The following is a 24,657-nucleotide window of genomic DNA, read 5'->3' on the forward strand; positions in this document are numbered from 1 at the left end:
TCTCGGGGAGAGTCGGCTCACCGGCGTCGACGACCGGCCCCTGCTCCAGGCAGATCTCGTTCATCAGGTTCTGGTCCATGGCTCATCCGGCCTCCCTCCCGAGAGGGTCCGAACGCTTGCGCGGCGGCGCCGCTCCGTCAAGCGCCGGCTGTGACATCCGGGTGACGACACGCGGGGCTCGACCTCTCCCGCGACGCATGCCGGAGGCACGCAGGTGTCCAGACCTGAAACAGTTTGACGCCCTCGTGCGGGGGCAGGCTGCCCACAGCACCCTCCGAGAACGACGAAGGAGTCGATCCCCGCATGAAGACCAAGGCCGCGGTCGTCTACGAGACCGGCAAGCCGATCGAGATCGAGGAGCTGGAGCTCGACGGCCCCAAGGACGGCGAGGTCCTGATCCGCTACACCTACGCCGGGCTGTGCCACTCCGACGTGCACATCTCCCACGGCGACCTCGAGGCCCGCCTGCCGATGGTGCTGGGCCACGAGGGCGCCGGGATCATCGAGGAGGTCGGCCCGGGCGTGACCCGCGTGAAGCCGGGCGACCACGTCGTGTGCTCGTTCATCCCGAACTGCGGCGTCTGCCGCTGGTGCGCCACCGGCCAGCAGGCCATCTGCGACATGGGCGCCACCATCCTCGAGGGCTACCTGCCCGGCGAGCGGTTCCCGTTCACCGGCCCCCAGGGCAACTACGGCGCGATGTGCATGCTGGGCACCTTCTCCCAGTACTCCACCATCCACCAGAACTCGGTGGTCAAGGTCGACGACGACCTGCCGCTGGACAAGGCCGTCCTCGTCGGCTGCGGCGTGCCCACCGGATGGGGATCGGCGGTCAACGCCGCCGACGTCCGCCCGGGCGAGACCGTGATCGTCTCCGGTGTGGGCGGCATCGGCATCAACGCCGTGCAGGGCGCCCGCTACGCCGGGGCGAAGAACCTCATCGCCGTCGACCCGCTGCAGAACAAGCGGGAGAAGGCCATGGAGCTCGGCGCCACCCACGCCGTGGGCTCCATCGAGGAGGCGGCCGACCTCGCCCGGCAGATGACCAACGGCAACGGTGCCGACAAGGCCGTCGTGACCGCGGGCATCGTCACCGAGGAGATCGTCACCGGGGCGTTCGACGCGATCGGCAAGGGCGGCACCGTGGTGCTGACCGGGCTGAACAAGCTGTCGACGCAGAACGTCAACCTGCCCGGCTCGATCATGACGCTGTTCAAGAAGACGGTGAAGGGCTCGCTGTTCGGCGACTGCAACCCGACGACCGACATCCCGAAGATCCTGGGCCTGTACCAGTCCGGTGACCTCAAGCTCGACGAGCTGATCACCCAGACCTACACCCTCGAGCAGGTCAACCAGGGCTACGACGACCTGCTGAACGGCAAGAACGTCCGCGGCGTGCTCGTCCACGAACACTGACGGACGGCGGTGACACCCGCCCCGGCGGGACCGGAGACGCCCGGTCCCGCCGGAGGGGGATCCCGCGGCCCCCGACCATCACCGCGTGCCGAGCCCGCGCGCACGTCCCCGCCTGCTCACCCCTCGCGCACGCGCGCGGCGTCACCGGCTCACGCCGGTCGCTCGCGCAGCGCCTCCGGATCGATGTGCAGCTCGCGGATCCGGCGGTAGAGCGTCGTGCGGCTGATCCCGAGCCGACGGGCGGCGTGCACCTTGTTGCCGCCGCAGCTCTCCAGGCACCGGACGATCGCGTCCCGCTCGGCCTGCCAGAGCGCGCCGGGAACGGGGGCACGCGGTCCCTCCCGGTACCCCGGGGGCAGGTCGGCCTCGGTGAGGTCGCCCGCCGACCGGCGACCGGCCACGTATCCGACGACCGTGGCGAGCTCGCGCAGGTTGCCCGGCCAGTCGTGGGCGGCGAGGGTCCGCAGCGCGCCGGTCGTGAACCGGACCGCGCCGCCGGCGCGCTCGCGCAGCAGCGCACCGGCCAGCGCCGGGATCCGGTCGCGCCGACCGCGGAGGGTCGGCAGCTCCAGCCGGACGGGGCAGCGGGCACCGAACGCGGCCCCCTCTCCGGCCGGCAGCCCGTCGACGCCGGCCGTCAGCACGAGCCGGACCCCGTGCCGGTCCACCTCGCGGCCCAGATGCGCCGCGACGGCCGGCCCGAGCAGGTGGGCGTCCTCGACCAGCAGCGTGCCACCGGCGGCGAGCTCGGCGGCCGGGGCCGTCGTGTCCGCGACGGTGAGCTCGGCGCCGGCGAGCACCGTGACGGTGCCGGCGCGGGTCAGCTCCGCCGCCACCGTCGTGCGGCCAGTGCCCGGCTCGCCCAGGACCAGCACGTTCGCCCGCTCGGCGCGGTAGCGCAGGATCCGCGGTCGCAGGTCGGCGTGCCAGTCCCGGTCCGGCGGGGGCCCGGCCGGGCGGCCGACCGACGCCCGCGACGACCGTTCCAGCTCCACCAGGAAGCCCTCGCCTCCGGCCGGCTCGACGCGCGCGACCACCCGCCCGCCCGCAGCCAGCTCGACCTCGGTGCGCACCGGGCCCGACCGGCCGTGCCGCAGGGCCTGCAGCGCGGCGTGATCGACGGGCTGGAGCAGGTCGGCCGCGGCGTCGTTGGTCAGCACGAGATCCGGCCCGAACGCCACCAGCGGACCCGCCACGCGGCGCCGGGCCGCCTCGAACGCCGCGAGCAGCCGGCGGTGCGTCCCGCGCGCCTCGACCAGCATTCCGTCGGCGATCTGCTGGGCCGCGCCGAGCAGGAAGGGCCGCAGCAGCGGGCTCGCGTCGGCCGTCAGGCAGGTGATGTCGAGGACGCCGGCGTGCCGCCCGGTCAGCGGGTCCCGGATCGGCACCCCGTAGCAGGCGAACCGCTTCAGCGACTCCAGGTAGTGCTCGGCGCCGACGACGGCGAGGCCGCGGCGCAGCTCGGCCACGGTGGCGACCGAGTTGGTGCCGCTGACTCGCTCGGTGAACAGCATGCCGGACACCACGCCCACCGACTCCAGCGCGGGCGCAAGCTCGTCCGAGCCGTACCGGATGTCGACCAGCCGGGTCTCCCGGTCGGCGAGGACGAGCGCGAAACGGGAGCCGCGCAGGTGACCCTCGAGGGCGGTGAGCACCGGGCCCGCCGCGCGGCGCAACCGGGTGCCGGGGTCCGGCTCGACGACCGTGCCCGGGTCGAGGCACGCGGCAGGATCCAGCCCGCAGGACTCGAGCCGCTGCCACGACTCGGCGATCTCGGAACGGAGCGCGGGCATGCGGCGGACCCTCCTCGCTGCGGGACCCGACGGTGGGACGTCGACGTGGTGGAGTCGACGGTGGGGAGTCGGCGCCGATCCTATTGCGCCGGACGCATCCGTCGCGTCCTGAATCGCGGCTCCGTGGGGGTCTCAGGGTCGCCACAGGTGACATGTGCACGATCGGGTGGGTGCAGCTGGACATCGACCGCTCCCCCTCTGCCGTGGCCACCGGACGGCCGCGCAGGGACCTGCTCGGCAGGGCCGCGCTGCTCGTGCTCGGGGTCGTCACGGTGCTGTCGGTGGTGCGCGCCTTCGGCCCGCTGACCTACCCAGGTGACATCTGGCGCCAGTCCGACACGGCGTCGATGGCGCGCAACTACGCCGAGCACGGCCTCGACCTGTTCATGCCCCAGATCAACTGGGGCGGCAACGGGCCGGGGTTCGTCGAGTCCGAGCTGCCGATCATGCCGTGGCTCACCGGGATCCTGTACGTGCTCTTCGGCGAGCACGAGGTCCTCGGCCGGCTGGTCTCGCTGGCCTTCATGCTGCTCGCCACGGCCGCGTTCTGGGGTCTGGCGAAGCGGATCCTGCCGCCGGCGGCTGCGCGCTGGGCACTGATCGCGTGGGCGGTCTCGCCCGCCTTCATGCGCTGGGGCACCGCCTTCATGCCCGAGGCCACGGTGCTCGCGTTCACGATGCTCGCGCTGCTGGCCTTCTGCCGCTGGCTGCGAGAGGACCGCCGGGTGTGGCTGGTGGCCGCGGCCGGGGCGGTCTCCCTGGCCGGGCTGGCCAAGCCGACCTCACTGCACGTCGGGCTCGTGATGGCGCTGTGGCTGCTGCTCGCGGCGCGCGACCGGCTGCGCCGGCCCTCGGTCTACCTGGCCGGGATCACCGCGCTGGTGCTGCCCGGGCTGTGGCTGCGGCACGCCTCGAGCCTCTACGAGACCTACGGCAACACCTTCGGCGTGATCTCCGGCGGCGACGACAAGTTCGGCAACCTCGCCATGTGGTCGGGCGCCGACTTCTACCTCGGCAACCTCCGCAGCGAGGTGCTGTTCGTCTACGGCGTGATCGGGGTGCCGTTCGCGCTGCTCGGCGCGGTGTGGCTGGGGCGGCACCGTCGCGGTGCGCCCGCCGCACCGTTCCTGCTCGCCGGCGCGGTCGCGCTCGTCGTCTACTACTTCGCGGTCGGCCGCTACAGCGGGTCCGACCTCGGCATCCAGTACCACGTCTACTCGCTGCCCTACGCCGCGGTCGCGATCGGCATCGGCGTGGTCGCGGCGGGCCGGTTGCTGCGCGGGCGGATCGGGACCCGCCTCGTGGCGGCGCTCGGCGTGCCGGCCGTGCTGGCGCTGGGCGTCCAGTCGGCCAACGTGTTCCGCGAGTCCTTCGACCCCGACGCCGGCTCCCTCGGCGTGTGCGCGACGCAGCTCGCGGCCGTGTCCCTGCCCGGCGACCTCGTCGTCGTCGGCACGGACAGCACGACGACGATGGACGGCGTCGCGAACAACTACCAGGAGCCGGTGATCCTCTACCGCGCCGACCGGTACGGCTGGGTGCTCGCGGCCGACCGGTACGACCCGGACCGGCTCGCGAGCCTGCAGGATCAGGGCGCGCGCTGGTTCGTGAACCCGGTCCCGGCCCAGCTCACCGCGCCGTTGGCGAGCTGGCTGCGGGACCACGCCGTGCAGGTCCGCACGGCGGCCGGCGACGGGTGCGACGTCTGGTCGCTCCGCGCGGGCTGACCGGCCCCGTGCATCCGCGTCGCCCGTCGGCGGCGTCCGCGGTGCTCATTCGGCGGCGGCCAGCCCGGAGCCGTTCGGGGCCCCGAGCAGCGGCACGGGGACGCTGACGAGCGTGACCGTCGTCCCCGTGTCGTCGCGCCGGATGGAGACCCGCTCCATGCAGCCGCGCATGACGCTCATCCCGTAGCCCTTGTCCCCGTGGTCCGGGCGCCACATGCCCTCGTCCCGCACCGTCACCACGACCTGGCGGTGCGCCGGTCCGGCCACCAGCCGGCCGACGACCTCGACGTCCCCGGGCGCGCCCCCGGCGTAGGCGTGCTTCACCGCGTTCGTGCAGGCCTCGCTCACCGCCAGGATCGCGTCCACCCGCTCGGGCTCGGGCCACTCCAGCGCCTGGAGCCAGCGGTCCAGCCCCGCCCGGAAGAAGGCGAGCTGCACCGGGTCCGCGCCGAACCGGATGCTGTAGAAGCCCGAGTCGTCCGCCATGCCCCCGAGGATGACGAAGCCCGGAGACCTTCGCGACCGCTGGCCGGGCGGCGGCCGATCACCCGCCCGTCGCCGGCGCGTGACCGCCGGTCGCGCACGAGCAGTGTCACCTTCGCCACGAAGCGGCACCCACCCGCCTGTGCGGCCCGGGGTGCATCCCGCCGGGCGTCGTCCCCGCGGCCGTCGCCGGCACCGCCCTCACCAGGTCGGGAGCCGCTTCCTCCGCTCCCCCGGCCGGCCGGAGGGGCCCGACCGGACGGGGCCGGCCGGTCCTGTCCGCCGGTGAGCTGCGACGTCATGCGTCCGTAACATCAAGGTCCCGTCGCGGAGCGGTCGCGGCGGCACGGACGGGGCGGGCGGTGCACGATGGGTCGAGGTCGGCGCCGCTTCACCCCGGTCCTCGCCGGCGCCACCCTGCGGGACCGCCTGCTCGCCTGCGGCGGCGCGCTCGCCGCCCTCTGTGTCACCGGCGTCCTCGGGGCGCTCGTCGTCGGGCCGACGGCGGCGCTGCCGTTCCTCGTCGCGCCGATCGGAGCCTCGGCCGTGCTCGTGTTCGCGGTACCGGCGAGCCCGCTGGCACAGCCCTGGCCGGTGGTCGGGGGCAACGTCGCCTCGACGCTCGTCGGGCTGGGCGTGCTCGCCCTCGTCGCCGATCCGTTCGTCGGGTCCGGGCTCGCCGTGGCCGGGGCGATCGCGGTGATGTCACTGCTCCGCTGCCTGCACCCGCCCGGCGGCGCCGCGGCGCTCATGACGGTGATCGGCGGCAGCGTGATCGCGCATGCCGGCCCCGCCTTCGCCTTCGTCCCGGTGGGGCTGAACTCGGTCGTCCTCGTCGCGCTCGGGTGGCTGTTCCACCGGCTCACCGGCCATACCTACCCGCACCGGACGAGGCGGGGCGATCCCGCCGAGCGGCGGTCCCGGTTCCGCGCCGAGGACGTGGACCGGGCGCTGGCCGAGATCGGCGAGACCTTCGACATCGGGCGCGAGGACATCGGGCTGCTGCTGCGCGAGGTCGAGACCCACGCACTCGTCCGGCAGCACGGCGAGGCGACGGCCGGCGACGTCATGTCCCGCGACGTCGTGCGGGTGGAGGTGCACGACACCCCGGAGACGGCCCGGGCCCTCCTGCTGGCGCACGACGTCCGGACGCTACCGGTGCTCGGCCCGGGCGGGACCGTCGTCGGTACGGTCGGGCTCCGCGAGCTCGTGCGACCCGCCGCCCGCGTCGGGGAGCTGGCCTCGCCGCCCCTGACGGCCACCGCGGACCTGCCCGCGCTGGCGCTGAGCCGCGCCCTGACCGACGGGCGGGCCCACGCCGCCGTGATCGTGGACGCGGCCGGGCGGCCGTGCGGGATGGTGACCCAGACCGACCTGCTCGTCGCCCTCTGCCGCGCCCTGACCGACCCCGTGTGAGACCCCCGGGGGAGGCGCCGGACTCCGAGTCGTCGACACCGCGCCGCCCTCCTGCCACGATTCGTCGGCGGCGGTCCGCGGGTCACGAGGGAGGTGGTCCTGGTGGGCCCCTCGTCTCCACCAAGCTGCACGTCCCCCGACGGCGCCGCGGCCAGGTGGCCCGGCCCCGGCTGACGCGGCGCCTGGGCCCTGCTGCTGTCGGCGCAGATGCCCGTCGACACGATCCTCGCGACGCTCGTCAACGACCTCGCCGACCTCACCGGCCCGGCCGGCGACATCGTGCTGGTGCTGGACGACCACCACCTGGTCGGCTCCGCGGCGGTGCAGGAGGGGATGACGAGTCGACCGAGTACCTCGGCGAGGTCATGGGGCTGGCGTTGTCCGCCGACGAGGTCGCCACATCGTCGACTACCTGGTCGAGGAGGTGCTGCGGCACCAGCCGGACGAGGTCCGCACCGTCCTGCTGCAGACCTCGGTCCTGAACCGGATGACCGCCGAGCTGTGCGACGCGGTCACCGGTCGGCGCGACGGCCGGAGCGTGCTGGAGGCGCTCCCGGACGAGGTGGTCCGGGCACGGCCGGTCCTCGGGGTCGGCTACGCCGGGGCCCTCATGGTCGGCGGCGAGACCCGCGGGGTCGAGGCGCGGCTGCGGGACGCCGAACGCTGCCTCGCCGAGGTCGGGTCCGGCCCCTCGGCGCAGGAGGTGGTGGTCGTCGACGAGAACGCGTTCGGCAGGGTGCCCGGCGCGATCGCCCTCTACCGCGCCGGGCTGGCCCTGCTCCGCGGCGACCTGGCCGGGGCCGAGGCCCAGGCCCGCACCGCGCGCGACCTCGCCGCTCCCGACGACACCGTCGGACGCGGCAGCGCCGCCGGCATCCTCGGCCTGGCCCACTGGACCGGCGGGGACCTGGACGAGGGGTACCGCTGGTACGCCGAGGCCGCGACGGCCCTGGAGACGGCCGGGCACCGCTCCGATGTGGCCGGGTGCGCCCTCGCCCTGGCCGACATCCGGCTGGCGCAGGGCCGTCTCGACGACGCGACGACGGTCGTCGAGCGGGTGATGCGGCTGGTGGGCCCCGAGGGCGGGACACCGCTGCGCGGAGCGGTGGACCTGCACGTCGGCACGGCCACGGTCCTGCTCGAGCGCGGCGACCTCGCCGGTGCCCGGCGGCACCTCGGCACCGCCGAGGACCTGGGGGACCACCTCGGGCTCCCGCAGAACCCGTACCGGCGGCGCGTGCTGGCGGCCCGGCTCCGCGAGATCGAGGGCGACCCCGAGGGCGCGCTCGGCCTCCTCGAGGAGGCCGAGCGCCACTACGTCGCCGACTACTTCCCCGAGGTCCAGCCGATCCCGGCGCTGCGGGCGCGGGTGCAGGCCCGCCGCGGCCGCTGGACCGACGCGCCGGACTGGGCCGCCGGGCTGGACCTCTCGACCGCCGACGAGCCGTCCTACCTGCGTGAGGTCGAGCACCTCGTGCCGGCTCGCGCCCTGGTGGCCCGGCACGCCGCCGACGGCGACGACGAGGCCTTCACCGGTGCCGTCGAGCTGCTGCAACGCCTGCGGCGGCGGACCGAGGAGGGCGGCCGGACGGGCAGCGTGCTCGCCGTGCTGGTCACCCGGGCCCTCGCCGAGCAGGCGCGCGGCGCGGGGACGAGGCGGTGGCGGCGGTGACGGCCGGGTGGCGGGTGACCGGGTTCGTGACGCCGGGTCCCAGCGTGATCCGGGAGGTCACCGTGGCCATCACGGTCAGCGTGGACCAGGCCTCACGGTGGGTGGACCGGATGTCCCCGGTGTAGAGCAGGTCGAACCCCGCCGCCTCGGCGCGCGGGCCGCGGAGACGGTGGTCGAGGGTTCCTGCGCGACGACGCTGACGCTGAACCGGGTCAGGTAGCGAAGACCGCCGGCCGCCGTACGGGTGAGCCGGCGTATCCCCCGCCGACGGCACGGACCCGTGCCGGTGGTCGGCCAGGGGGCCCGGCCCTCCCGGACGTCGCTGCCCCAGGGGCCGGTGCAGGGGCACGGACGTTCCTTCCCGTCGGACTGTTTCCACCGATCGGTCGGAGAACTGGGTGGGGGTCGGCCGGTGTCGACGAGCACGCCGTGGACGCCCTCGGCACGCTCGACGTGATCCACGAGGAGGAGGGCGAGGGGCCGCCCGGGCCCGTGAGGACCGTGGACGTTCGTGGTCACGCCACCAGGGGATCGGCTGCCAGGGCGTAGCCGTGCCGAAGAGATGGGCCGGGCACAGGCACGAGGAACCACGCCGACACGAGGAGTCGACCCCTGCCGGTGTCCCGTGTCACCCCGGGCGGAGGAGGCGGAGCGGAAGACCGGCGACGACGGTGAGCACTCAGTCCGGGGGCCGCCGCGGCCCGCGGTCACGACGTCCGAGAGGGAGACAAATGGCAATCGGACCGGTTCAGTTGATCGTACTGGGCTTCCAGAACCCCGACTTCCACGGCGAGATCATCGGCGAGCTGGAGCGGCTGCGGGAAAGCGACACCGTGCGTGTCATCGACTCGCTGGCGGTGTACAAGGACGCCCAGGGAGAGGTCGAGGTCGAGCACCTCAGCAACCTGACCCAACAGGAGGCCGTCGAGCTCGGCAGCAAGGTCGGCGCACTGATCGGGCTGGGCATCGAGGGTGAGGAGGGGTTCGACGAGGGCGCGATAGCCGGCGCCGAGGCCATGGCCGACGGGATCCACATGTTCTCCGACGAGGACGCCTGGGACGTGCTGGCGGAGATCCCCGACAACTCGGCGGCCGCGCTGCTCCTGATCGAACACCACTGGGCGGTGCCGCTCCGCGATGCCATCGCGAAAGCGGGCGGGTTCCGCGTCGCGGACGGGTTCATCAGTCCGCTCGACCTGATCAAGATCGGACTGGTCTCCGAGGCGGAGGCCAGGGAGATGCACGAACTCGAGAAGGCGTCGACCGGCGCCTCGTGAATCGCAGGCTCATCACACGGAGGTAGAGATGTTCGGATCGCGCAGGGTGGCTCGCCGCACGGCCCGCCGCACCGCTCGCCGGGTCAACCGCCGTCGCGACTAGTCGAGGGCGGCCACTCGGGACGCCTGCTCGGGCGGGCCGCGGCCCGTTCGAGCAGGCGAGTCCGGGATCGTGTGCAGGCGGATGGCTGCGGTCGCAGGCCGGAAGCCGGCGACGCTCGTGGATCAGACCGTGGATGATGATCCACCTCGATGACCTCGAACGAGTCGGGCCCTGACCACACTCGCTGGTCAGGGCCCGACTCTGTGCTGTGCGCCCGAAGGGATTCGAACCCCTAACCTTCTGATCCGTAGCTGCCTGGCACGCGTCCAGGCGGTCTAGATCAGTCCGGGAACACCGGAAACGTACAGGTCAGGTCCTCCAACAGACCGGCCCGTCACACCAGTCCGTGAGAGATCGGTGAGACGGGACGGCCCCGGAATCGCGGTGCAGGAACACCGGCCGGGGCCTTGATCGGATGGAGGTATCCGACCCGTGCAAGACCGTATCCGTATCGACCTCGACGACACGTCGAGGTGCCGCATCCGCCCCGAGTGCGAGGCCTGCCGGCTGCCGGCCGACGACCTGGCCGCGGTGACCGCGTTCGCCTCGATCGGCGTCACGTGCCTGACCCTGTGCCCCGCGTGCGCGGCCGCCGGCCGGCTGCCGGTGTTCGGCTCGTGGCCCGAGGCGGCCCGCCGCGTCGGCGAGCACTGCGAGCACCTCGGGATCGACCTCGACGAGATGGCCGCCGCGCTGGACGCCGGCCGCTGGGCGGGGGGTGCGCGATGACGACGTGCAACCCCGCGCAGGTGCCGGTGCCCACCGACGACGTGCCCGCTGCCCTGCTCGACGCCCTGCTGCGCCTCGGCTATCGGGGCGACCCGGGCGACGGCGCCGAGCAGCTCGTCGTCTCCGTCCTGCCCGCCGGGTGCGGGCTTGTCGCGCCGCTCGTGCTCGTGCTGGCCGGCGTGGCGTTCCTGCTCGCCGGTGTGCTGGTCGGGCTGGCCATCGCCGATGTGGTCCGCGGCTTCGCGCTGAGGAGGCGGTCGCAGTGAAGTTCATCCTCGGACTCGCGGCCGCCGTGCTCGTCGTCCTGCTGTTCGTCCGGCTCGCCGACGCCTGGCCGAGCCCGTCGGACCTGCTGCCCGACGAGCTGCCCGCCCTCCCGACCGCGGCGCAGACGTGCGAGGCGGCCGGCGGCGAGGACGTCGTGCGCGTCCTGCCCGACCGCACCGTCGAGGTCGTTCGCTGCGGGGGCGAGCAGTGAGCGCCCGGGAGCGCTGGGCCCGCACCTGGCCCGTCCTGCTCGCCGTGTCCACCGTGTCCGCCGTGGGCGGCCCGGCCGCGGTCGCCTCCTACCGGCACGCCCGCGACGTCATCGCCCGGGCCGGCGACCCGGTCATGGCGCCGTGGCTCGCGCTGACCACCGACGGGATGCTCGTCGCCGCGCTCGTCGTGATCTGGCACCGCCGGCACCGCGGCGAGGCGGCCGGGCGTGGCCCGTGGGCGGCGTTCTGGGCGGGCATGGTCGCCACGATCGCCGCCAACCTGGCGGCGGCCGAGCCGACCGTGACCGGGTACGTGGTCGCGCTGTGGCCGCCGGTGTGCCTGGCGATCACGTTGGAGCTGGTCGCCCTGGTCGCCCACCGCACCGCCCGCCCGGGCGAGGGCGGGACGGCAGAGGGCCACACAGCGGGCGCTGAGATCGCCGTAGAGCCCCTGGCGCTCGTCGCCTCGGGTGAGGACATGCCCGCCGACGACCTCGGCGAGCCCGACCCCGCCCGCTGGTGGGCGGACGCCCCGCCCGCGGGCGACCAGGCGGGCGAGCCGGGCGTCGAGGTGGGCGAGGACCGGGCGGCCGAGTTGATCCGGTCCGGGCTCGGGCGGCGCCGGCTCGCCGCCGAGCTGGGCATCCGGGAGCACGAGGCGCGCCGGCTGATCGAGGCGCACCGGGCGGGGGTGGCGGCGTGAGCACCGAGCAGCACGAGGCGGCCGAGCTGGTGCCGGTGGACCCGCCCGAGCAGCCGCGCACCATCTACGCCACCGCGTTGTCTACGCGCGACGCGGACCGGCGCCCGATCGTGCCCGCGTACCTGCGCAACCGGGACGAGGCGCGGCAGCTCGCCGGGTGGCTGGCCCGGTACGGGCTGCACTCGACCGGCTACCACACCACCCGGCTGCCGAAGTACGCGGCGAGGCTGGCCCTGCGGGTGCCCGCCGGGGTGCTCGCCGTCGCGGTGGCGATCGTTTGGTGGCTGTTCGACCGGGAGGCCGCCCCGCTGCGGGCCGGTGCGGTCCAGCGCGGCGACGCCGCCGGCTACCTGTCACTGTCCCGCCAGCGCAACCAGCGGGTGAAGCGGCGCGGCGCCGCGCTGGCCGCCGGCACCGTCGCGGCCACGGTCGCCGCGGTCCTGCTCGCCACCCTGGCGCCGGGCTGGGCGCAGGCGCTCGTCGTCGCCGCCCTGGTCGTCGTGCTCGGCAAGCTCGGCACGCCGGCCGACCGCCGGGTGACCGACGTCGCCACGGTGAGCGCCTCGGCCCCGCCGCGGCTGACCGCCGACGTCGTGACCCGGGCGCTGCAGAGCCTCGGCATCGCGGCCATGTCGGCGAAGGGGGCGACGATCGCCTACCCGAGCCCGATCACCCGCGACGGGCCCGGGTGGCGCGCCGACGTCGACCTGCCGTTCGGGGTCACCGTCGCCGACGTGGCCGAGCGGCGCGACCGGCTCGCGTCCGGGCTGCGCCGGCCCCTGTCGTCGGTGTGGCCCGAGCCGTCGATCGAGCAGCACGCCGGCCGGCTCATCCTGTGGGTGGGCGACCAGCCGCTCAACGCGGTGAAGCCGAAGCCGTGGCCGCTGGCGAAGGCCGGCGCGGTCGACCTGCTCGGCGGCACGTTCCCGTTCGGCACCGACCAGCGGCAGCGGCTCGTGCACATCGGTCTCGCCGAGACGAACGCGCTCGTCGGGTCCCTGCCCGGCGGCGGCAAGACCGCCGCGGTGCGGGTGCTCGCGCTGGCCGCGGCGCTCGACCCGCACGCCGAGCTGCGGATTCACGAGCACAAGGGCTCGGGCGACCTGGCCGCGTTGGAGCGGGTCGCACACCGCTACGTCTCGGGCGTGTCGGATCAGCACATCGCCGAGACCCTCGCGTCGATGCGCGAGGTGCACGCCGAGCTCGCCCGGCGGGCCGAGGTGCTCGGCAAGCTGCCCAAGGCGGTCGTGCCCGACAACAAGGTCACGCCCGAGCTGGCCCGCACCAACAAGGCGCTGCGCCCGCTCGTGCTGATCGTCGACGAGGCACAGGAGGCGTTCAGCCACGGCGAGTACGGCGACGAGGCCGGCAAGCTCGCCGAGGCGATCATCAAGCGCGGCCGGGCCCTCGCGGTCATCGCCGTGTTCGCCACGCAGCGGCCGGACTCCAAGAGCCTGCCGACCGGGGTGAGCACGAACGTCGGCGTGCGGTTCTGCCTGCGGGTCATGGACCAGACCGCGAACGACATGGTGCTCGGCACCTCGAGCTACAAGAACGGGATCAGGGCCACGACGTTCACGCCGCGCGACAAGGGCATCGGCTACCTCGTCGGGGTCGGGGACGAGCCGGCTGTCGTGCGGACCTTCTACGTCGACACGGTCGAGGCCGAGAAGGTCGCAGAGCGCGCCAGAACGGCCCGTGAGGCGGCCGGCACGCTGTCCGGGCACGCGCTCGGCGAGGAGAGCCCGCGCACCGCGGCGGCGTCGCTGCTCGACGACCTGGCCGTCGTGTTCGCGACGATCACCGTCGAGAAGGTGTGGCGCGAGGACGTCGTCGCCGCGCTCACCGAGCGGTGGCCCGACCGGTACGGCGACCTCACCCCCGACGGGCTGACCGCGGCGCTGCGCCCGCTCGGGATCACCACGGGGCAGGTGTGGGGCCGGCTGCCCGACGGGGCCGGCGCGAACCGGCGCGGGATCAGCCGCGCCGACGTGCAGGCCGCGCTCGACGCGCACAGCCGCGAGCTCGCCGCCTAGCAGGAGGACCCGCTAGGTCTAGCACCCGCGCTAGCGGTCCCACAGGCCGCTGACCAGCGCGCTAGCGCCTAGCGGGTCCTCACCCCTGCCTCGCCTCGACGCCCCGGGAGGACGCCGTGACGACCCTCGTTCTGCTAGCGCTAGGCGCCGCGCTGGTCTACGTCGCCGCGTGCGCCTGGTGGCCCTACGCGGCGTGCCCGAGGTGCTCGGGCACCGGAAGGCGGCGCTCACCGAGCCGCCGGGCATGGCGCCCCTGCCCCCGCTGCTCGGGCGCCGGCCGGCGAGTCCGGATCGGCCGCCGGATGTTCGAGCTGTTCCGCGCCGACCGGTAACGAATCGAGCAGCTCGGAGGACCGTCTATATAGGACTCACTCCTCAGGGTTCCCCCTCCGCGCCGCCCCGCCGAGATACGCCTCGGCGGGGCGGCACCGTTCCTTGACCCGAGTGGAAGGCTTCGACCCGATGAGCACTGCCCGCACCGACGCGCTGCGCGACGGCGCCGCCCTGCCCGCGCGCATGTCGGCCGCTCACCGCGACGGCGAGGCGACCGCGCAGGCGAGGGAGCCGCGGCGCAACCCGTGGCGCGGCGACGCCGAGACCGCAGTCGAGCGGGTGCTCGCAGTCATGTGGGCGAAGGGCTTCTCGGCCGGGAACCCGTTCCGCCTCGAACCGATCGAGGCGTGAGGCTTACAGCGCGTGCCTCATGCCTGCTCATCATGGATAAGACGATGGTGGGAGCGAGTTCCCCCTAAATCGTCTATGAATTTTTCGACGAACGACCGTGCCGATTCTACAGCCCATTCGGCGCATCCGGCGGACAATGCCTTATCCGGGAACCAGGAATCCTTACCCATTTCCGGCAGTAGTGGATTTTCTGCGAATCGGCCGCGCACGTGGTCAATGATCTTGTGCGGCGAGCCCTCGCCCACGGCTCGTGGCTTGTTGTGCACGAGCCAGTTGCGCAGCTTGAGGAGGTACGTCACATCGTCATGCGGGCGGCGGCCCCGGTCTACAGGAGCGAGGTCTCCGATCGCTCGGGCCGCAGCATACTTGTCGAGTATCGGCGACCTTTCAAGTTGGGGCCACAACAAGCCAAGGCGGGTAACCACCGATTCACTGAGTCCGGAGATCGCGCTGCCCTTGCCGTCCTGAGCGCATTGATAAATCTCGTTGATGTATGACTCAAGGAAGGCGACTGCCTCCATGATTGAACCCATCACGTATGCGCGATGCTGCAGATAGATGCGCTGCGCCTTATCGGCGTGGGTGTCCTCGAAATCTTTGGCCAGCCGAGCGAAGTGTTCCGCCGCGAAGAGGTGCGGTGTCGAGTGGTAGTGCTGCACAAGCGCGATCGCAGTCCCCCGAAGGCCACCAAGGTCTGCCACCACTGCAGGGTAGCGACGAACCGTGCGCCCGCTCGTAACCGACGGCGGTAACAAGCCATGATCAACTATTCATTTGCGACGGCCCGTGTTGGGTGGGAGAGCGGAGCGTACGGCGGCACCCGCGGCGGTGGGGGTGCCGCCGAGCGTCACCGACCTCGGTGCAGCAGCTCGATGAGCCAGGACGGGCCGTCGCCCCCGAAGGGTTGGTCGATCAGGTCGCCGAGCCACTCGGGGAGCACGTAGCGGAACAGCAGCCCGAGGGCGATCTTCGCGAGCCACGCCGCGGCGCTCTCGGTCGGGTGGTTACCGAACTGATCACTCGTGCGCACTCGGCCGTCCCTGCGACGACGTTCTACGCTCACGTCTGCCTCCTATCTGTCGATGGGCGGTTCTGCGGACGACCCCCGCGACGCCGGCAAGCTCCGACGGGGGTCGTCCCGGGAAGCGAACTCCCCGACCAACAGCGACCGCGAATTTCATGCGTCGTCCCTGGTCGAGCACACCTCAGCACGAACCGCGCCGGGACCCAAAGCGGAGTGTGGACAACTCTGGGGACGGACCCGGGACAAGGCAGGCGGACTGGCCCCTGCGCTGTGGACACGGCTGTGACAGTCGCTGCTGATGGACCGGTTCCGCGGGTCAGCGGCAGGAGTGGCTGTGTGGACAACTTTCTTTCCGGAACGCCATTCGCGTCCCATGACCGGCGTGTCGGGCTCCTCCGAACCCCGTCCACTCAGCGCATCCCGGAGATCACCGAGCGACTCCGGCACAGCCTTGGCGCCTAGCTGCCGCGCCGGCTGATGGGAATCGGGCGCTCACTCCCCGCTACACAGACGCACGCCGGCCCCGGCGGGACACGCCTCACCGGGGCCGGTTCGTTCGTTAGAGAGTCAGGCGCCGCGCTTGCGGTTGCCCTTCGCGGCGAGCTGCGCGCGGCCCTCGGCGATGACGTCCGGGTCGCGGTCGTCGAGGGCGAACCGCTGACGGTCCACGGCGCGCAGGTCGTGCCCGATGCCCGCGGCGCCGAGCAGCCGGCGCAGGTGGTGCTCGTGCTGCTCGCGGCGGAACGTGCGCCCGTCGAGCTCCACCCGGTCACCCCACGGCCCGTGCCGGTCGCGGGAGGCGCCGGCGTGCCGCTGCTCGGCGGACAGCCCCACCAACTCGTGCAGCGTGGCGTTGTAGCCCTCCACGGCGGCGCTGTAGGCGCGCAGGGCCTCGACCGCCCGGTCGTACAGCCCGACCAGCTCGGCGGGCGCGTACGGCGCCAGAGCGGCCCGCGCGTGCTCCTCGGCCGCGGCGGCCTGCTCGGCGGCGAGCTGGTCGGCGGCGGCGCGGGCCTGGCGCTCGGCGAGCCGGGCGCGCAGCCGCCCGAACATCGACCGGCCGGCCGCGGCGACCCGGGCGTCGGCGAGCTGGTCGGCGGTGATCGTCTCGTCCCCGTCGAGGATGCGCTGCTCGAGCGCGGCGACCTCCGGGTCGGCGGACAGCTCGTCGACGTCCACGGCGGGGGGCTGCTCGTCCACATTGCTGGTCATCGGGTCTCCTCATCCTCGCCGCGCATCCGGCGGCGGTAGTCGTCGACCGGGTCGGTCCCGATCGGCTCGTGCGTGCGTCGGGCCCGGCGGACCCGGCGGAAATGCTCGACCCCCTCGTCGGGGCCGGGCTGCTCGTCGAGCTGCTCGTCGTCGCTCATGTGGTCTCCGTTCGTTCGGCCGCCGGCACGGTGTCGGCGGGGTTCAGGCGCCGCACGACACGCGGGCGGCGAGCGGGTCGCGGTCGAGCCCGGCGGACCTGCAGCTCGAGCAGGTCGAGCAGGTCGGCCGCCTGGTCGGCGAGCGCGTTGGCCTTGGCCTCGACGGCCGGGTCGAGGCACCGGCGCAGCTGGTACACCGCCCGCTGCAGCCGGGTGTGCGCCCGCGCAATCGACCGGTCGCCCTGCTCCGACCAGAACGGGCCGTGCCGCTCGCAGCGGCAGGTGCACGGCTCGGTCTCACCAGCCATCGCCGGTCTCCTGTCCCTTGGGTCGGTTGATCCAGCCGCGGCGCTGCCACGGCGTCGGCCGGCGCGGCACCTGCACCCCCGCGCCGGTGGTCACAAGGTCGGCATCGATCCGGTGCCGCCGCTGGTGGCCCGCGGTGTCGCGCAGCAGGCGCACCTCGACGCACGACAGCGCCTGCATCGCGGCCATCGCGAGGTCGTCGTGCCCGGCCGCCTCCGGGACCGCGATGCGCAGGTTCCCGCCGGCGAGCTGCTCGAACTGCAGCGCCGCGAGCTGCCGGAGCAGATCGGGATGCCGAGGCAGCACCAGCCGGTCGGCCTGCAACAGCGCCTTGATCTTGCCGAACCCGCTCATCTTGCGGCGCACGTCGGTCCAGACCGGCAGCACCCGGGCCCGGTGCTGGCGCCACGCTCGCCCCTGCAGGTCCTCGGTCGGATAGGCGCCGACGCCGTTGGTCTCGCTCGCGAGCACCTCGACGCGGTACCGGCCGCACACCTCGACGAGTCGCTCGATCCACGTCGCCCACGGCATGTGGTGATGCGCCTCGATCCACGGCAGCGCGACCCGCCACCGCGCGTCCGGCGCCTGGTCGGGATCGGTCACCGTGGCGAGGACGAGCGCGTTCGCATCCCGCGCGACACCCCAGTCGAGTCCGCCGACAGCCAGCCAGTCGCATCGCCGGTCCAGGTGGATCGACTCCGGAGCGACCATGTCGGTATCGGCGACCGCGGCCATGAGCTCGCGCTCGCTGAAGTAGCTGCCGCTCGCATCCGGCCACTCGGCGAGGAACTCGCGGGCGAAGTAGTCCGGCGCCTCCCGCTCCCGGATCTGCGCGAGCAGCGCGTCGTCGACCAGCGGGCTGACCGAGCTGGGCCAGTGCCACGACCGCACCTGCTCGTCCGGCGAGGACCGGCCCCGGTTCCACAGAGCGCGGAAGAAGTGCTCGGGCGTGCCCCACGGCGACGACGCCAGGATCACCCGCGAGCCCGGGCGGGCGATGATCGCCGGTTCGGCTGCGCGCCACAGGTCCTGGTCGATGAACCCGGCCTCGTCGACGATCAGCAAGTCGACCGCCCACCCACGCACCTGCCGCTGCGACGCCGGCACCGACCGGATCACGCTGCCGTTCGACAAGGTCACCGACGAGCGGGTCTCGTCGAGCACTGATCCGCGCAGGGCCGCGCTCGAGGTGGCCAGGTCGGCGACGTCGGCCAGGAGGCGCTTCGCGGCGTCCTCGCCCGCGCTGATGATGAGCACCGTGGCATTCCGCCGGGTGGCCGCGGTGTGTAGCGCGCAGGCTGCGAGCAACACCGACTTGCCGACCTGCCGGCCCGCGCAGATCACCCGATACCGGGCCGAGCTCCGGGCGACGTCGAGCTGATGCCGCCACAGCGGGCGGCCGAGGACACGAGCGCTGAACGTCTCGACGTCCAGCAGGTCCGGCCCTGAGGTCGTCTCTGCGCTCACGAGCACCCCTTCCCTTCCTCGGCCTCGCGGCGCTCCCGCTCGGCCGTGAGGAGCTGCACCAGGTCCGCGTTCGCCCGGCCTGCGGTGACGTCGCGCCCGAGCCGAGCCCGGGACAGCGGGTCGAGCCCGAGCCGGCGTCGCGCGTTGTCCGCGCGCGTCGCGGCCTTGTGGTGGGCGGTGTACGCCGCGGACACGCGCCGGTCGCCGAAGTCCGGATCGGGGCCGAACTGCGCGAGGTGCTCGTCGAGGAGCTGGCACTGCGCCTCGGCTGCGGCCCACGCCCACACCGCCGGCCGGTAGCTCGGCGCGGCCAGATACCCGAGGTCCGGGTCGTGCAGCACGTGCTCGACCAGCTCGGCGGCCAGCGGGTTCACCTTGCGCGGGCTGTACGCGCCGTGCCGCAGGGCGACCTCGTTGCCGTCCTCGAACGGCGGGCGCTGCCAGGGTGCGAGTTCAGCCACGCGCCGGCCCTCCCTCGTCGACGTCGCAGAGCGGGCACGGCGCCGAGCGCCAGGCCCATCCCGCGCGGACCGAGGCGGGCGGGGCGTAGGCGCTGCACACCATCGCGAGCGGGGCGACCAGCTCGGCCGCCTCGGCCGGCAGGGGGCCGAGCTGCTGCAGCTCGACGAGCGCGCCGCCGAGCCCCCACCGCTCGACCAGCTCGCCGACGGCCGTCTCGACGTCGATTCCGTCTGATCCTCGATCAGATGCCGACGCGCTGACGTGCGCAGACTCGACGTCTCTCACGCCTATCTCACGCCCCATTTCATGATCGACAGGCACGCGCGCGCGGCGTTCCTCCACCTCGGCGAGGTGGCGCGGGCGGGCCGGCGCCGGCTTCACTGCGCGTCTCCCGGCAGCTCGTGCGCGCACCGCTCACACACGCCGTGCAGCCACGTCATCGGCCCGTACGTGACGGCGCCCGGTCGGATGCCGTCCCCGTGCTCGGGCCCGGTCGTGACGTGTCCGCAGGCGTCGCAGGTGCGGTCAGCCCGCGAGCCGTGGGGCAGCGTGACGAGGTGCACGCACGACGGGCAGGCGATGAGTCCGGGCTTCCATGCGGCGGCGAGCACCGGGCGGGGCCGGCGGGCGTCGGGCGCGTGCAGGCACGTCGTCGCCCGGCCGAGCGTCCACCGCACGAACGTGTCGAGGATCGCGAGCCGGGCCCACCCGGGGGCATCGCTGGTGCGGCACTGGCCGGCGGCCGCGCCGAGAAGGTCGGCGGCCCGGTCGAGCAGCTCCCGCGCCTCCCGTGCGGCGGCGTCGGCCTGGTCGACGGCCGCGGTGCCGAGCAGGGCCGGCCGGTCGGCCAGCGCGTCGGCGAGCAGCTCGTCATCGGCGAGCAGGTCGTCGAGGGCGAGGACGGTGCGGCCGACGAGGGCGTCGGTGGTGGTCACGCGGAGACCTCCGAATCCGTGGCGGGGTCAGTGGTGCCCGCAGTGGTGCCGTGCGCGGGGGTTGGCACCACTGGCACGACTGGTGCAGTGGTGCCATCGGCGCCATTGCAAAACCGCAGGTCGGGCCCAGTCGTGCCAGTGGTGCCACCGTCTCGTGCACGTGGTGACTGGTCGGCACCACTGGCATCACTGGCGGGCTCGGGGAGAGACCAGTACGAGCGGCGCGGGAACCCCTCGCTGCTGATCCGGACGTCGAGCGCCTTGCGGGCGCGCTGCAGGGTGCGCTCGGCGAGCCCCGCCTTGCGGGCGGCCGCCTTGCACTCAGTGGAGAGGGTGCGGCCCTCCTGGATCAGGTAGTCCTCGAGCCAGGCGGTCGCCTCGCCGATCTCCGTCTGCTCGTCCGGGCTGGCGGGGGCGGCGTTCAGCAGGTCGCGGGCGTCGGTGTCGGTCTCGCCGATGATCTCGGCCTTGCCGACGTGCGTGACCTCGTCGTCCTCCTCGATGTACACCTCGGTGTCGACCAGGCGGACGCGGAGCGAGGCGGTGTCGCCCGGGGCGAGGTTGGCCTTCGTCGCGGACAGGACGATCGTGCCGTCGTCCTCGTCCTTGGCGACCGCGAGGACGGACCGCGCCACCTGCGACCAGGCGATCGAACCGAGGATGAGCTTCCCCGTGTCGCCCGAGTCGCGCTTGCCGAAGTGGACGAGCCCGAGCACACCGCACTGCGCCTTCTCGGCGATGCCGCGGGCGATCTTCTCGAGGCCCTGCCGCATCTGGCGGTCCTTGTCGCCGTCGAGCTTCGAGTCGATCAGCGAGGTGGCGGCGTCGAGCACGACGAGGGCGGCATCCTCCTCGGTGACCGCCTCGGCCACCTCGGCGACGTTCGACGGGAACACGACCTGCGATTCGAGGTCGGTGCCGTCGTCCATGGGGATGATGGCGTCGAGGAAGATGACGCGGTCGAGGTCGGCGCCGGCCGCGCGCAGGCGGGGCACGATCGTCGCGTCGCGGGCGTCCTCGCTGTGCAGGTAGATGACGCTGCGCGGGGTGCCGTAGAACTCGCCCTCGAGGGTGCCGCGGGTGACCTGCGCGACGAGATAGCAGGCGATGGTGCTCTTGCCGAGCCCCTCGCGGCCGGCCAGCAGGGTGAGCCCGCCGAGGATGATGCGGTGCGCCCACACCCACCGCTGCCGGCGGACGCGGACCTGTGAGGCGCGGGTCCGGCGCAGCCGCGGGACAGGGGGCTCCTCCGGCTTCTCGGGCTCGGGGGCGGTGAAGTCCATCATCAGCGCGCACCTCCGGGCGCGTTCGCGGCAGAGTCGACGGTCCGCTCGGCCTCGTGGGGCGACAGCCCCACCTCGACGGCCGCCTCGATCAGCGGGGCGGGGTCGATGCCCTTCTCGGCGGCCCGGCAGGCGGCCCAGTAGAGCCGGCGGTTCCGCTCGCCCTCGGTCGCCTCGCGGACGACGCGTACGAGCCCGGCGACGACGGCCGGGGTGGCCTGGCTGGTCGAGCCGGCGGCGACGCGACGCGGCCGGACGAGCAGCTCGGCGAGGTAGTCGGGCGCGTCTGCGATCGGGCCGGCGTCGGCCCAGGCGTAGCGATCGCCGCTCTCGTGCAGCGACGGGGGCGCGACGACGTAGCCCGAGGACGTCTTGATGTCGATCCCGTCCGCGAGGCACCCGCGCAGATCGCCGTACAGGTGGAACCACAGGTGCCCACCGCCGGACCCGGTGCGAGCGGTGCGGGTGCGTGGGAGCCGGCCATACCGGGCCTGCATCGCGTCGAACTGGACGAGCCCACCGTTGCGCGGGTCGATGTCGAGGACGAACTGTCCCGGCGCGGGGCGGATGCCGATGTTGGCGTCCGGCCACATGCCCCACCAGTAGGCGACCTTCTCCGGGTCGGTGGTGGCGTCGTCCTTGCCGTTGAGGCAGCGCGGGTGTTTGCCGACGTTGCGGCAGTCACGCTGCCGGCACGAGCAGCCGTCGGGGGTCGGCGTGTGCAGCGGCAGCACCGCGGCACCGCCCGCGGCGTAGTCGAGGGCGAGGTCGAGGAGCGTCATGCGGCGCGGGCCTCGCGAGCGGCGCGGTCGAGGGCGTCGGCGACGTCGGCGACGGTCGGGCCGTACGAGGTGCAGGTGCACCCGCGGTCCGCGGCCTCGACGTCGACCTCGTGCCCGCAGACGCGCCAGCGGTCCTGCGAGGAGTGCGCAGCGGTGACGGGGGGAGCGGCAGTCACTAGACTCTCCGGTGGCTAGGTGATGGTCGAGCACGACACGGCCGGGCGGGCGGACGCCCGGCCGTTGTGCTGCTCAGGGCGTTTCGAGGGCCGCGATGATCGACGCGGTGACAACCCGCAGTCGACCGCCGACCTTGATCACGCGGGCGGGGAACTCGCCGCGGGCGGCCAGCTCGTAGCCGAACGAGCGGCTGATGCCGAACGGCCGGCTGCCCTGCGGGATGTCGACGGTCGCGGGCCACGACCGGATCTCGTCGAGGGTCGGCGCGCTCATGAGGCGCCCGCCCGCTGCTGGTTGATCCAGTCCACGAGGTCGGACTCGGCAACGACGACGCGGCGCCCCAGCTTGAACGTGCGCGGGCCCTGGCCGAGCCTGCGCCAATAGCGCATGGTCTCGACGCTGCGGCCGATCCGGCGCCCAGCCTCGTCGAGCGTCAGGAGCGTGTCGGTCATGTCACCTCTCCGGTCCGGGACCCTCGTCCACTGGGGTCCCACGGCTCAAGTGGTACCACGGTGCACAAGGGTGTCGCAACTGACCCTTGGTGGACGCCGGTCCCATCGTGGTCTACAGTCCCGACCCGTGACGAGTGGTGGTGAGCGGTGGGAGCTGCTCGGGATCGAGAGCCGCGATGGGGCGTCTGACGTGCCCGTCGTGCCCTGGGGCGAGACGACGCTCCCGACGGCGTTCCGAGTGACGTTTCGGCAGGCTGAACAACCCTTCGAGGTCGCGCTCGACTGCGCATTCGAGGGCGACCGGATCGAGGTGCGCCGTTTTGAGATGGTGGGGACACCGCGCCCGCGGCCAATCACACCGCGCGACCTGGCCGGCGTAGACCTCGGTCGGATCGTCCACCGGGCCGGCGCCAAGGCGGCGACGCCGCAGATCGTGATGGAGCGCCGGCCCGGCCGACGAGCGACACCGGACGAGCTGCGCCGAGTCGCCGAGGCCTACGCCACGCAGTACGCGATCTGGGGGAGCCCGCGGCAGTGGGTGATGGAGGCGTGGGAGCTACCGCGCTCCACGGCCAACCGATGGATTCGCCGTGCCCGGGAGCTCCACCCGGAGATGCCTGGCGACGAGACCGCAGAAGGATCGACGAGGAGGGAAACGCCGGGTGAGTGACCAGCCCAAGCAGGAGAAGCGCGACGGCATCACGCGCATCGAGCTGAAGGACGGCCGGGTGCGTCACCGGTTCGTCATCGACGTCGGCCGCGACCCGATGACCGGTAAGCGGACACAGCTCACGCGCACGTTCGACTCGTGGAAGGAGGCGCGAGCTGAGCGAGCCCGGATGATCTCCGAGACCGCGACGGGCAACTTCGTGCGCCCGCGGAAGCTGACCGTCGACCAGTACCTCGACCAGTGGTTCGAGGGCGCCACGCGCAACGTGCGGCCGTCGACGAAGCGCTCGTACCGCGACGCCCTCGCCCCCGTCCGGGAGCGGCTCGGCGCACGGAAGCTGCAGGACCTCACCAAGGCCGACGTCGAGGCGCTCGTCACGTGGATGGAGACGAGCGGGCGAAAGCGCGGCGGGAAGGCCGGCACCGGGCTCGGCCCGCGGTCGATCCGGCTCACGCTCGGCCGGCTGACCGCGGCACTCAAGATGGCGCAGGCCGAGGGGCTCGTCGTGCGCAACGTCGCCGCGCTCGTCGACCCGCCGCGGTACGTGCCTGGCGACCGCAAGACGTGGTCGGCCGAGGAGGTGCAGCGGTTCCTCGCCGAGGCTGCGCGCGACCGGCTGCACGCCGCGTGGCGCCTGTCGCTCTACGGGCTCCGTCGCGGCGAGGTGCTCGGGCTGCGGTGGGACGACATCGACCTCGACGCCGGCACGTTGTCGGTCCGCCGGGCGCGGGTGCTCGTCGAGGGCCGGGTGCTCGAGCAGGAGCCGAAAACCCGCAACGGCGTGCGGACGTTGCCGCTCGACGACGAGCTGCTCGGCGCGCTGCGGACGCTGCGGGCATCGCAGGCGCGCGAGCGGCTGGCGGCCGGCGAGGCGTACGAGACGGACGGGCACGTTGTCGTCGACGAGCTCGGCGCCCCGGTGCACCCGGAGTGGTACAGCGACGAGTTCGGCCGGGTCGCCAAGCGGGCCGGCGTGCCCCGCATCGTGCTGCACGAGGGGCGCCACACCGCCCTGTCGCTGATGGAGAAGGCCGGCGTGCCGGTCTCGATCGTCAGCCGGTGGGCGGGCCACTACGACGCGGCATTCACCCTGCGCCAGTACGTGCACGCCGACCACGCCGAGGACCTCGCGGCCGGCCGCGACGTGTTCGGCAAGCTCTACAAGATCGGGGGTGGCGCATGACTTCGGGCATCACGTCTGGTACGGTTTC

30 protein-coding genes are annotated in these 24,657 nt (G+C 73.5%); 13 read left to right on the forward strand and 17 right to left on the reverse strand.

The genetic code is table 11. The annotated features are described in order from the left end of the window. Positions 1–303: 303 nt before the first annotated feature. Positions 304–1,416 carry an NDMA-dependent alcohol dehydrogenase gene (locus ACL02T_RS12575; RefSeq protein ID WP_412830857.1) on the forward strand — a complete coding sequence of 371 codons (1,113 nt, stop codon included), beginning with the start codon at positions 304–306 and terminating at the stop codon, positions 1,414–1,416. 149 nt (positions 1,417–1,565) lie between these two features. Here the strand turns inward: ACL02T_RS12575 and ACL02T_RS12580 are convergent, their stop codons facing one another. Then, entirely contained in the window at positions 1,566–3,209 is a 1,644-nt protein-coding gene (locus ACL02T_RS12580) for a sigma-54-dependent Fis family transcriptional regulator (RefSeq protein WP_412830858.1), read from the reverse strand. A 170-nt stretch (positions 3,210–3,379) separates the two neighbouring features. On the opposite strand from ACL02T_RS12580, the gene ACL02T_RS12585 reads away from it, so the two are divergent. After that, the gene (locus ACL02T_RS12585; RefSeq protein ID WP_412830859.1) at positions 3,380–4,936 is read left to right on the forward strand and encodes an ArnT family glycosyltransferase; all 1,557 of its coding nucleotides are present in this window, start codon (positions 3,380–3,382) and stop codon (positions 4,934–4,936) included. A gap of 45 nt (positions 4,937–4,981) precedes the next feature. Here the strand turns inward: ACL02T_RS12585 and ACL02T_RS12590 are convergent, their stop codons facing one another. Continuing rightward, complete coding sequence (locus tag ACL02T_RS12590) at positions 4,982–5,422, reverse strand: ATP-binding protein (RefSeq protein WP_412830860.1); 441 nt, start codon at positions 5,420–5,422, stop codon at positions 4,982–4,984. A 366-nt stretch (positions 5,423–5,788) separates the two neighbouring features. Between ACL02T_RS12590 and ACL02T_RS12595 the strand changes: the two genes are divergently transcribed. Both ACL02T_RS12595 and ACL02T_RS12600 read left to right on the forward strand, forming a co-directional pair. Further along, positions 5,789–6,835: an HPP family protein gene (locus ACL02T_RS12595; protein ID WP_412830861.1), complete on the forward strand. Its 1,047-nt coding sequence runs from the start codon at positions 5,789–5,791 to the stop codon at positions 6,833–6,835. A 424-nt stretch (positions 6,836–7,259) separates the two neighbouring features. After that, positions 7,260–8,507: a winged helix-turn-helix domain-containing protein gene (locus ACL02T_RS12600; RefSeq protein WP_412830862.1), complete on the forward strand. Its 1,248-nt coding sequence runs from the start codon at positions 7,260–7,262 to the stop codon at positions 8,505–8,507. On the opposite strand, the gene ACL02T_RS12605 is transcribed toward ACL02T_RS12600, so the two are convergent. Then, positions 8,449–8,886, reverse strand: coding sequence for an LLM class flavin-dependent oxidoreductase (locus ACL02T_RS12605; protein ID WP_412830863.1), 438 nt, complete (start codon positions 8,884–8,886; stop codon positions 8,449–8,451). The two genes, ACL02T_RS12600 and ACL02T_RS12605, sit on opposite strands and share 59 nt — an antisense overlap. Positions 8,887–9,238: 352 nt before the next feature. On the opposite strand from ACL02T_RS12605, the gene ACL02T_RS12610 reads away from it, so the two are divergent. The 7 genes from ACL02T_RS12610 (at position 9,239) to ACL02T_RS12640 (ending at position 14,518) form a co-directional block, all read left to right on the forward strand. Beyond that, positions 9,239–9,784 carry a hypothetical protein gene (locus ACL02T_RS12610; RefSeq protein ID WP_412830864.1) on the forward strand — a complete coding sequence of 182 codons (546 nt, stop codon included), beginning with the start codon at positions 9,239–9,241 and terminating at the stop codon, positions 9,782–9,784. A 535-nt stretch (positions 9,785–10,319) separates the two neighbouring features. Next, a complete protein-coding gene (locus tag ACL02T_RS12615) occupies positions 10,320–10,616 on the forward strand; it encodes a hypothetical protein (protein WP_412830865.1) in 297 nt (98 codons plus the stop codon). Further along, positions 10,613–10,882: a hypothetical protein gene (locus ACL02T_RS12620; protein WP_412830866.1), complete on the forward strand. Its 270-nt coding sequence runs from the start codon at positions 10,613–10,615 to the stop codon at positions 10,880–10,882. The genes ACL02T_RS12615 and ACL02T_RS12620 overlap by 4 nt, the downstream gene beginning before the upstream one ends. Continuing rightward, positions 10,879–11,094 (forward strand): hypothetical protein, encoded by a 216-nt coding sequence (locus ACL02T_RS12625; protein ID WP_412830867.1) that lies wholly within the window; start codon positions 10,879–10,881, stop codon positions 11,092–11,094. The genes ACL02T_RS12620 and ACL02T_RS12625 overlap by 4 nt, the downstream gene beginning before the upstream one ends. Beyond that, positions 11,091–11,798, forward strand: a complete 708-nt coding sequence (locus ACL02T_RS12630; RefSeq protein ID WP_412830868.1) for a DUF2637 domain-containing protein — start codon at positions 11,091–11,093, stop codon at positions 11,796–11,798. Before ACL02T_RS12625 ends, ACL02T_RS12630 begins: the two co-directional genes overlap by 4 nt. Next, the gene (locus ACL02T_RS12635) at positions 11,795–13,834 is read left to right on the forward strand and encodes a cell division protein FtsK (protein WP_412830869.1); all 2,040 of its coding nucleotides are present in this window, start codon (positions 11,795–11,797) and stop codon (positions 13,832–13,834) included. The genes ACL02T_RS12630 and ACL02T_RS12635 overlap by 4 nt, the downstream gene beginning before the upstream one ends. A gap of 462 nt (positions 13,835–14,296) precedes the next feature. Continuing rightward, entirely contained in the window at positions 14,297–14,518 is a 222-nt protein-coding gene (locus ACL02T_RS12640; protein WP_412830870.1) for a hypothetical protein, read from the forward strand. 17 nt (positions 14,519–14,535) lie between these two features. Here the strand turns inward: ACL02T_RS12640 and ACL02T_RS12645 are convergent, their stop codons facing one another. The 14 genes from ACL02T_RS12645 to ACL02T_RS12710 form a co-directional block, all read right to left on the reverse strand. Next, positions 14,536–15,219, reverse strand: coding sequence for a hypothetical protein (locus tag ACL02T_RS12645; protein ID WP_412830871.1), 684 nt, complete (start codon positions 15,217–15,219; stop codon positions 14,536–14,538). Positions 15,220–15,365: 146 nt separating this feature from the next. Beyond that, the gene (locus tag ACL02T_RS12650) at positions 15,366–15,548 is read right to left on the reverse strand and encodes a hypothetical protein (RefSeq protein ID WP_412830872.1); all 183 of its coding nucleotides are present in this window, start codon (positions 15,546–15,548) and stop codon (positions 15,366–15,368) included. Between the two features lie 561 nt (positions 15,549–16,109). Continuing rightward, positions 16,110–16,754, reverse strand: coding sequence for a hypothetical protein (locus ACL02T_RS12655; protein WP_412830873.1), 645 nt, complete (start codon positions 16,752–16,754; stop codon positions 16,110–16,112). After that, a complete protein-coding gene (locus ACL02T_RS12660; protein ID WP_412830874.1) occupies positions 16,751–16,912 on the reverse strand; it encodes a hypothetical protein in 162 nt (53 codons plus the stop codon). Before ACL02T_RS12660 ends, ACL02T_RS12655 begins: the two co-directional genes overlap by 4 nt. Next, a complete protein-coding gene (locus tag ACL02T_RS12665; protein WP_412830875.1) occupies positions 16,909–17,220 on the reverse strand; it encodes a hypothetical protein in 312 nt (103 codons plus the stop codon). The genes ACL02T_RS12660 and ACL02T_RS12665 overlap by 4 nt, the downstream gene beginning before the upstream one ends. Then, positions 17,210–18,685 carry a terminase large subunit domain-containing protein gene (locus tag ACL02T_RS12670; protein ID WP_412830876.1) on the reverse strand — a complete coding sequence of 492 codons (1,476 nt, stop codon included), beginning with the start codon at positions 18,683–18,685 and terminating at the stop codon, positions 17,210–17,212. The genes ACL02T_RS12665 and ACL02T_RS12670 overlap by 11 nt, the downstream gene beginning before the upstream one ends. Next, positions 18,682–19,146, reverse strand: a complete 465-nt coding sequence (locus ACL02T_RS12675) for a hypothetical protein (protein WP_412830877.1) — start codon at positions 19,144–19,146, stop codon at positions 18,682–18,684. The genes ACL02T_RS12670 and ACL02T_RS12675 overlap by 4 nt, the downstream gene beginning before the upstream one ends. Further along, entirely contained in the window at positions 19,139–19,432 is a 294-nt protein-coding gene (locus ACL02T_RS12680) for a hypothetical protein (RefSeq protein ID WP_412830878.1), read from the reverse strand. The genes ACL02T_RS12675 and ACL02T_RS12680 overlap by 8 nt, the downstream gene beginning before the upstream one ends. Before the next feature lie 92 nt (positions 19,433–19,524). Continuing rightward, the gene (locus ACL02T_RS12685) at positions 19,525–20,082 is read right to left on the reverse strand and encodes a hypothetical protein (protein ID WP_412830879.1); all 558 of its coding nucleotides are present in this window, start codon (positions 20,080–20,082) and stop codon (positions 19,525–19,527) included. Continuing rightward, positions 20,079–21,368, reverse strand: coding sequence for an AAA family ATPase (locus ACL02T_RS12690; RefSeq protein ID WP_412830880.1), 1,290 nt, complete (start codon positions 21,366–21,368; stop codon positions 20,079–20,081). The genes ACL02T_RS12685 and ACL02T_RS12690 overlap by 4 nt, the downstream gene beginning before the upstream one ends. Next, complete coding sequence (locus ACL02T_RS12695; protein ID WP_412830881.1) at positions 21,368–22,147, reverse strand: bifunctional DNA primase/polymerase; 780 nt, start codon at positions 22,145–22,147, stop codon at positions 21,368–21,370. The genes ACL02T_RS12690 and ACL02T_RS12695 overlap by 1 nt, the downstream gene beginning before the upstream one ends. Further along, entirely contained in the window at positions 22,144–22,323 is a 180-nt protein-coding gene (locus tag ACL02T_RS12700; protein ID WP_412830882.1) for a hypothetical protein, read from the reverse strand. The genes ACL02T_RS12695 and ACL02T_RS12700 overlap by 4 nt, the downstream gene beginning before the upstream one ends. A 73-nt stretch (positions 22,324–22,396) precedes the next feature. Next, positions 22,397–22,597: a DNA-binding protein gene (locus ACL02T_RS12705; protein ID WP_412830883.1), complete on the reverse strand. Its 201-nt coding sequence runs from the start codon at positions 22,595–22,597 to the stop codon at positions 22,397–22,399. Continuing rightward, positions 22,594–22,776, reverse strand: a complete 183-nt coding sequence (locus ACL02T_RS12710) for a helix-turn-helix transcriptional regulator (RefSeq protein WP_412830884.1) — start codon at positions 22,774–22,776, stop codon at positions 22,594–22,596. The genes ACL02T_RS12705 and ACL02T_RS12710 overlap by 4 nt, the downstream gene beginning before the upstream one ends. Before the next feature lie 190 nt (positions 22,777–22,966). Between ACL02T_RS12710 and ACL02T_RS12715 the strand changes: the two genes are divergently transcribed. Then, positions 22,967–23,446 carry a hypothetical protein gene (locus tag ACL02T_RS12715; RefSeq protein ID WP_412830885.1) on the forward strand — a complete coding sequence of 160 codons (480 nt, stop codon included), beginning with the start codon at positions 22,967–22,969 and terminating at the stop codon, positions 23,444–23,446. After that, positions 23,439–24,629: a site-specific integrase gene (locus ACL02T_RS12720; RefSeq protein ID WP_412830886.1), complete on the forward strand. Its 1,191-nt coding sequence runs from the start codon at positions 23,439–23,441 to the stop codon at positions 24,627–24,629. Before ACL02T_RS12715 ends, ACL02T_RS12720 begins: the two co-directional genes overlap by 8 nt. Positions 24,630–24,657: the final 28 nt, after the last annotated feature.

This window comes from Pseudonocardia oceanicola, from assembly GCF_047200735.1.
Taxonomy (GTDB): Bacteria; Actinomycetota; Actinomycetes; order Mycobacteriales; family Pseudonocardiaceae; genus Pseudonocardia.

What these genes read in the sequence shown, in the direction of transcription:
- ACL02T_RS12575 (WP_412830857.1), top strand. Translation starts at nt 304, where the DNA reads ATGAAGACCAAGGCCGCGGTCGTCTACGAGACCGGCAAGCCGATCGAG.
- ACL02T_RS12580 (WP_412830858.1), bottom strand. Translation starts at nt 3,209, where the DNA reads ATGCCCGCGCTCCGTTCCGAGATCGCCGAGTCGTGGCAGCGGCTCGAG.
- ACL02T_RS12590 (WP_412830860.1), bottom strand. Translation starts at nt 5,422, where the DNA reads ATGGCGGACGACTCGGGCTTCTACAGCATCCGGTTCGGCGCGGACCCG.
- ACL02T_RS12595 (WP_412830861.1), top strand. Translation starts at nt 5,789, where the DNA reads ATGGGTCGAGGTCGGCGCCGCTTCACCCCGGTCCTCGCCGGCGCCACC.
- ACL02T_RS12610 (WP_412830864.1), top strand. Translation starts at nt 9,239, where the DNA reads ATGGCAATCGGACCGGTTCAGTTGATCGTACTGGGCTTCCAGAACCCC.
- ACL02T_RS12620 (WP_412830866.1), top strand. Translation starts at nt 10,613, where the DNA reads ATGACGACGTGCAACCCCGCGCAGGTGCCGGTGCCCACCGACGACGTG.
- ACL02T_RS12640 (WP_412830870.1), top strand. Translation starts at nt 14,297, where the DNA reads ATGAGCACTGCCCGCACCGACGCGCTGCGCGACGGCGCCGCCCTGCCC.
- ACL02T_RS12655 (WP_412830873.1), bottom strand. Translation starts at nt 16,754, where the DNA reads ATGACCAGCAATGTGGACGAGCAGCCCCCCGCCGTGGACGTCGACGAG.
- ACL02T_RS12660 (WP_412830874.1), bottom strand. Translation starts at nt 16,912, where the DNA reads ATGAGCGACGACGAGCAGCTCGACGAGCAGCCCGGCCCCGACGAGGGG.
- ACL02T_RS12665 (WP_412830875.1), bottom strand. Translation starts at nt 17,220, where the DNA reads ATGGCTGGTGAGACCGAGCCGTGCACCTGCCGCTGCGAGCGGCACGGC.
- ACL02T_RS12690 (WP_412830880.1), bottom strand. Translation starts at nt 21,368, where the DNA reads ATGATGGACTTCACCGCCCCCGAGCCCGAGAAGCCGGAGGAGCCCCCT.
- ACL02T_RS12695 (WP_412830881.1), bottom strand. Translation starts at nt 22,147, where the DNA reads ATGACGCTCCTCGACCTCGCCCTCGACTACGCCGCGGGCGGTGCCGCG.
- ACL02T_RS12705 (WP_412830883.1), bottom strand. Translation starts at nt 22,597, where the DNA reads ATGAGCGCGCCGACCCTCGACGAGATCCGGTCGTGGCCCGCGACCGTC.
- ACL02T_RS12710 (WP_412830884.1), bottom strand. Translation starts at nt 22,776, where the DNA reads ATGACCGACACGCTCCTGACGCTCGACGAGGCTGGGCGCCGGATCGGC.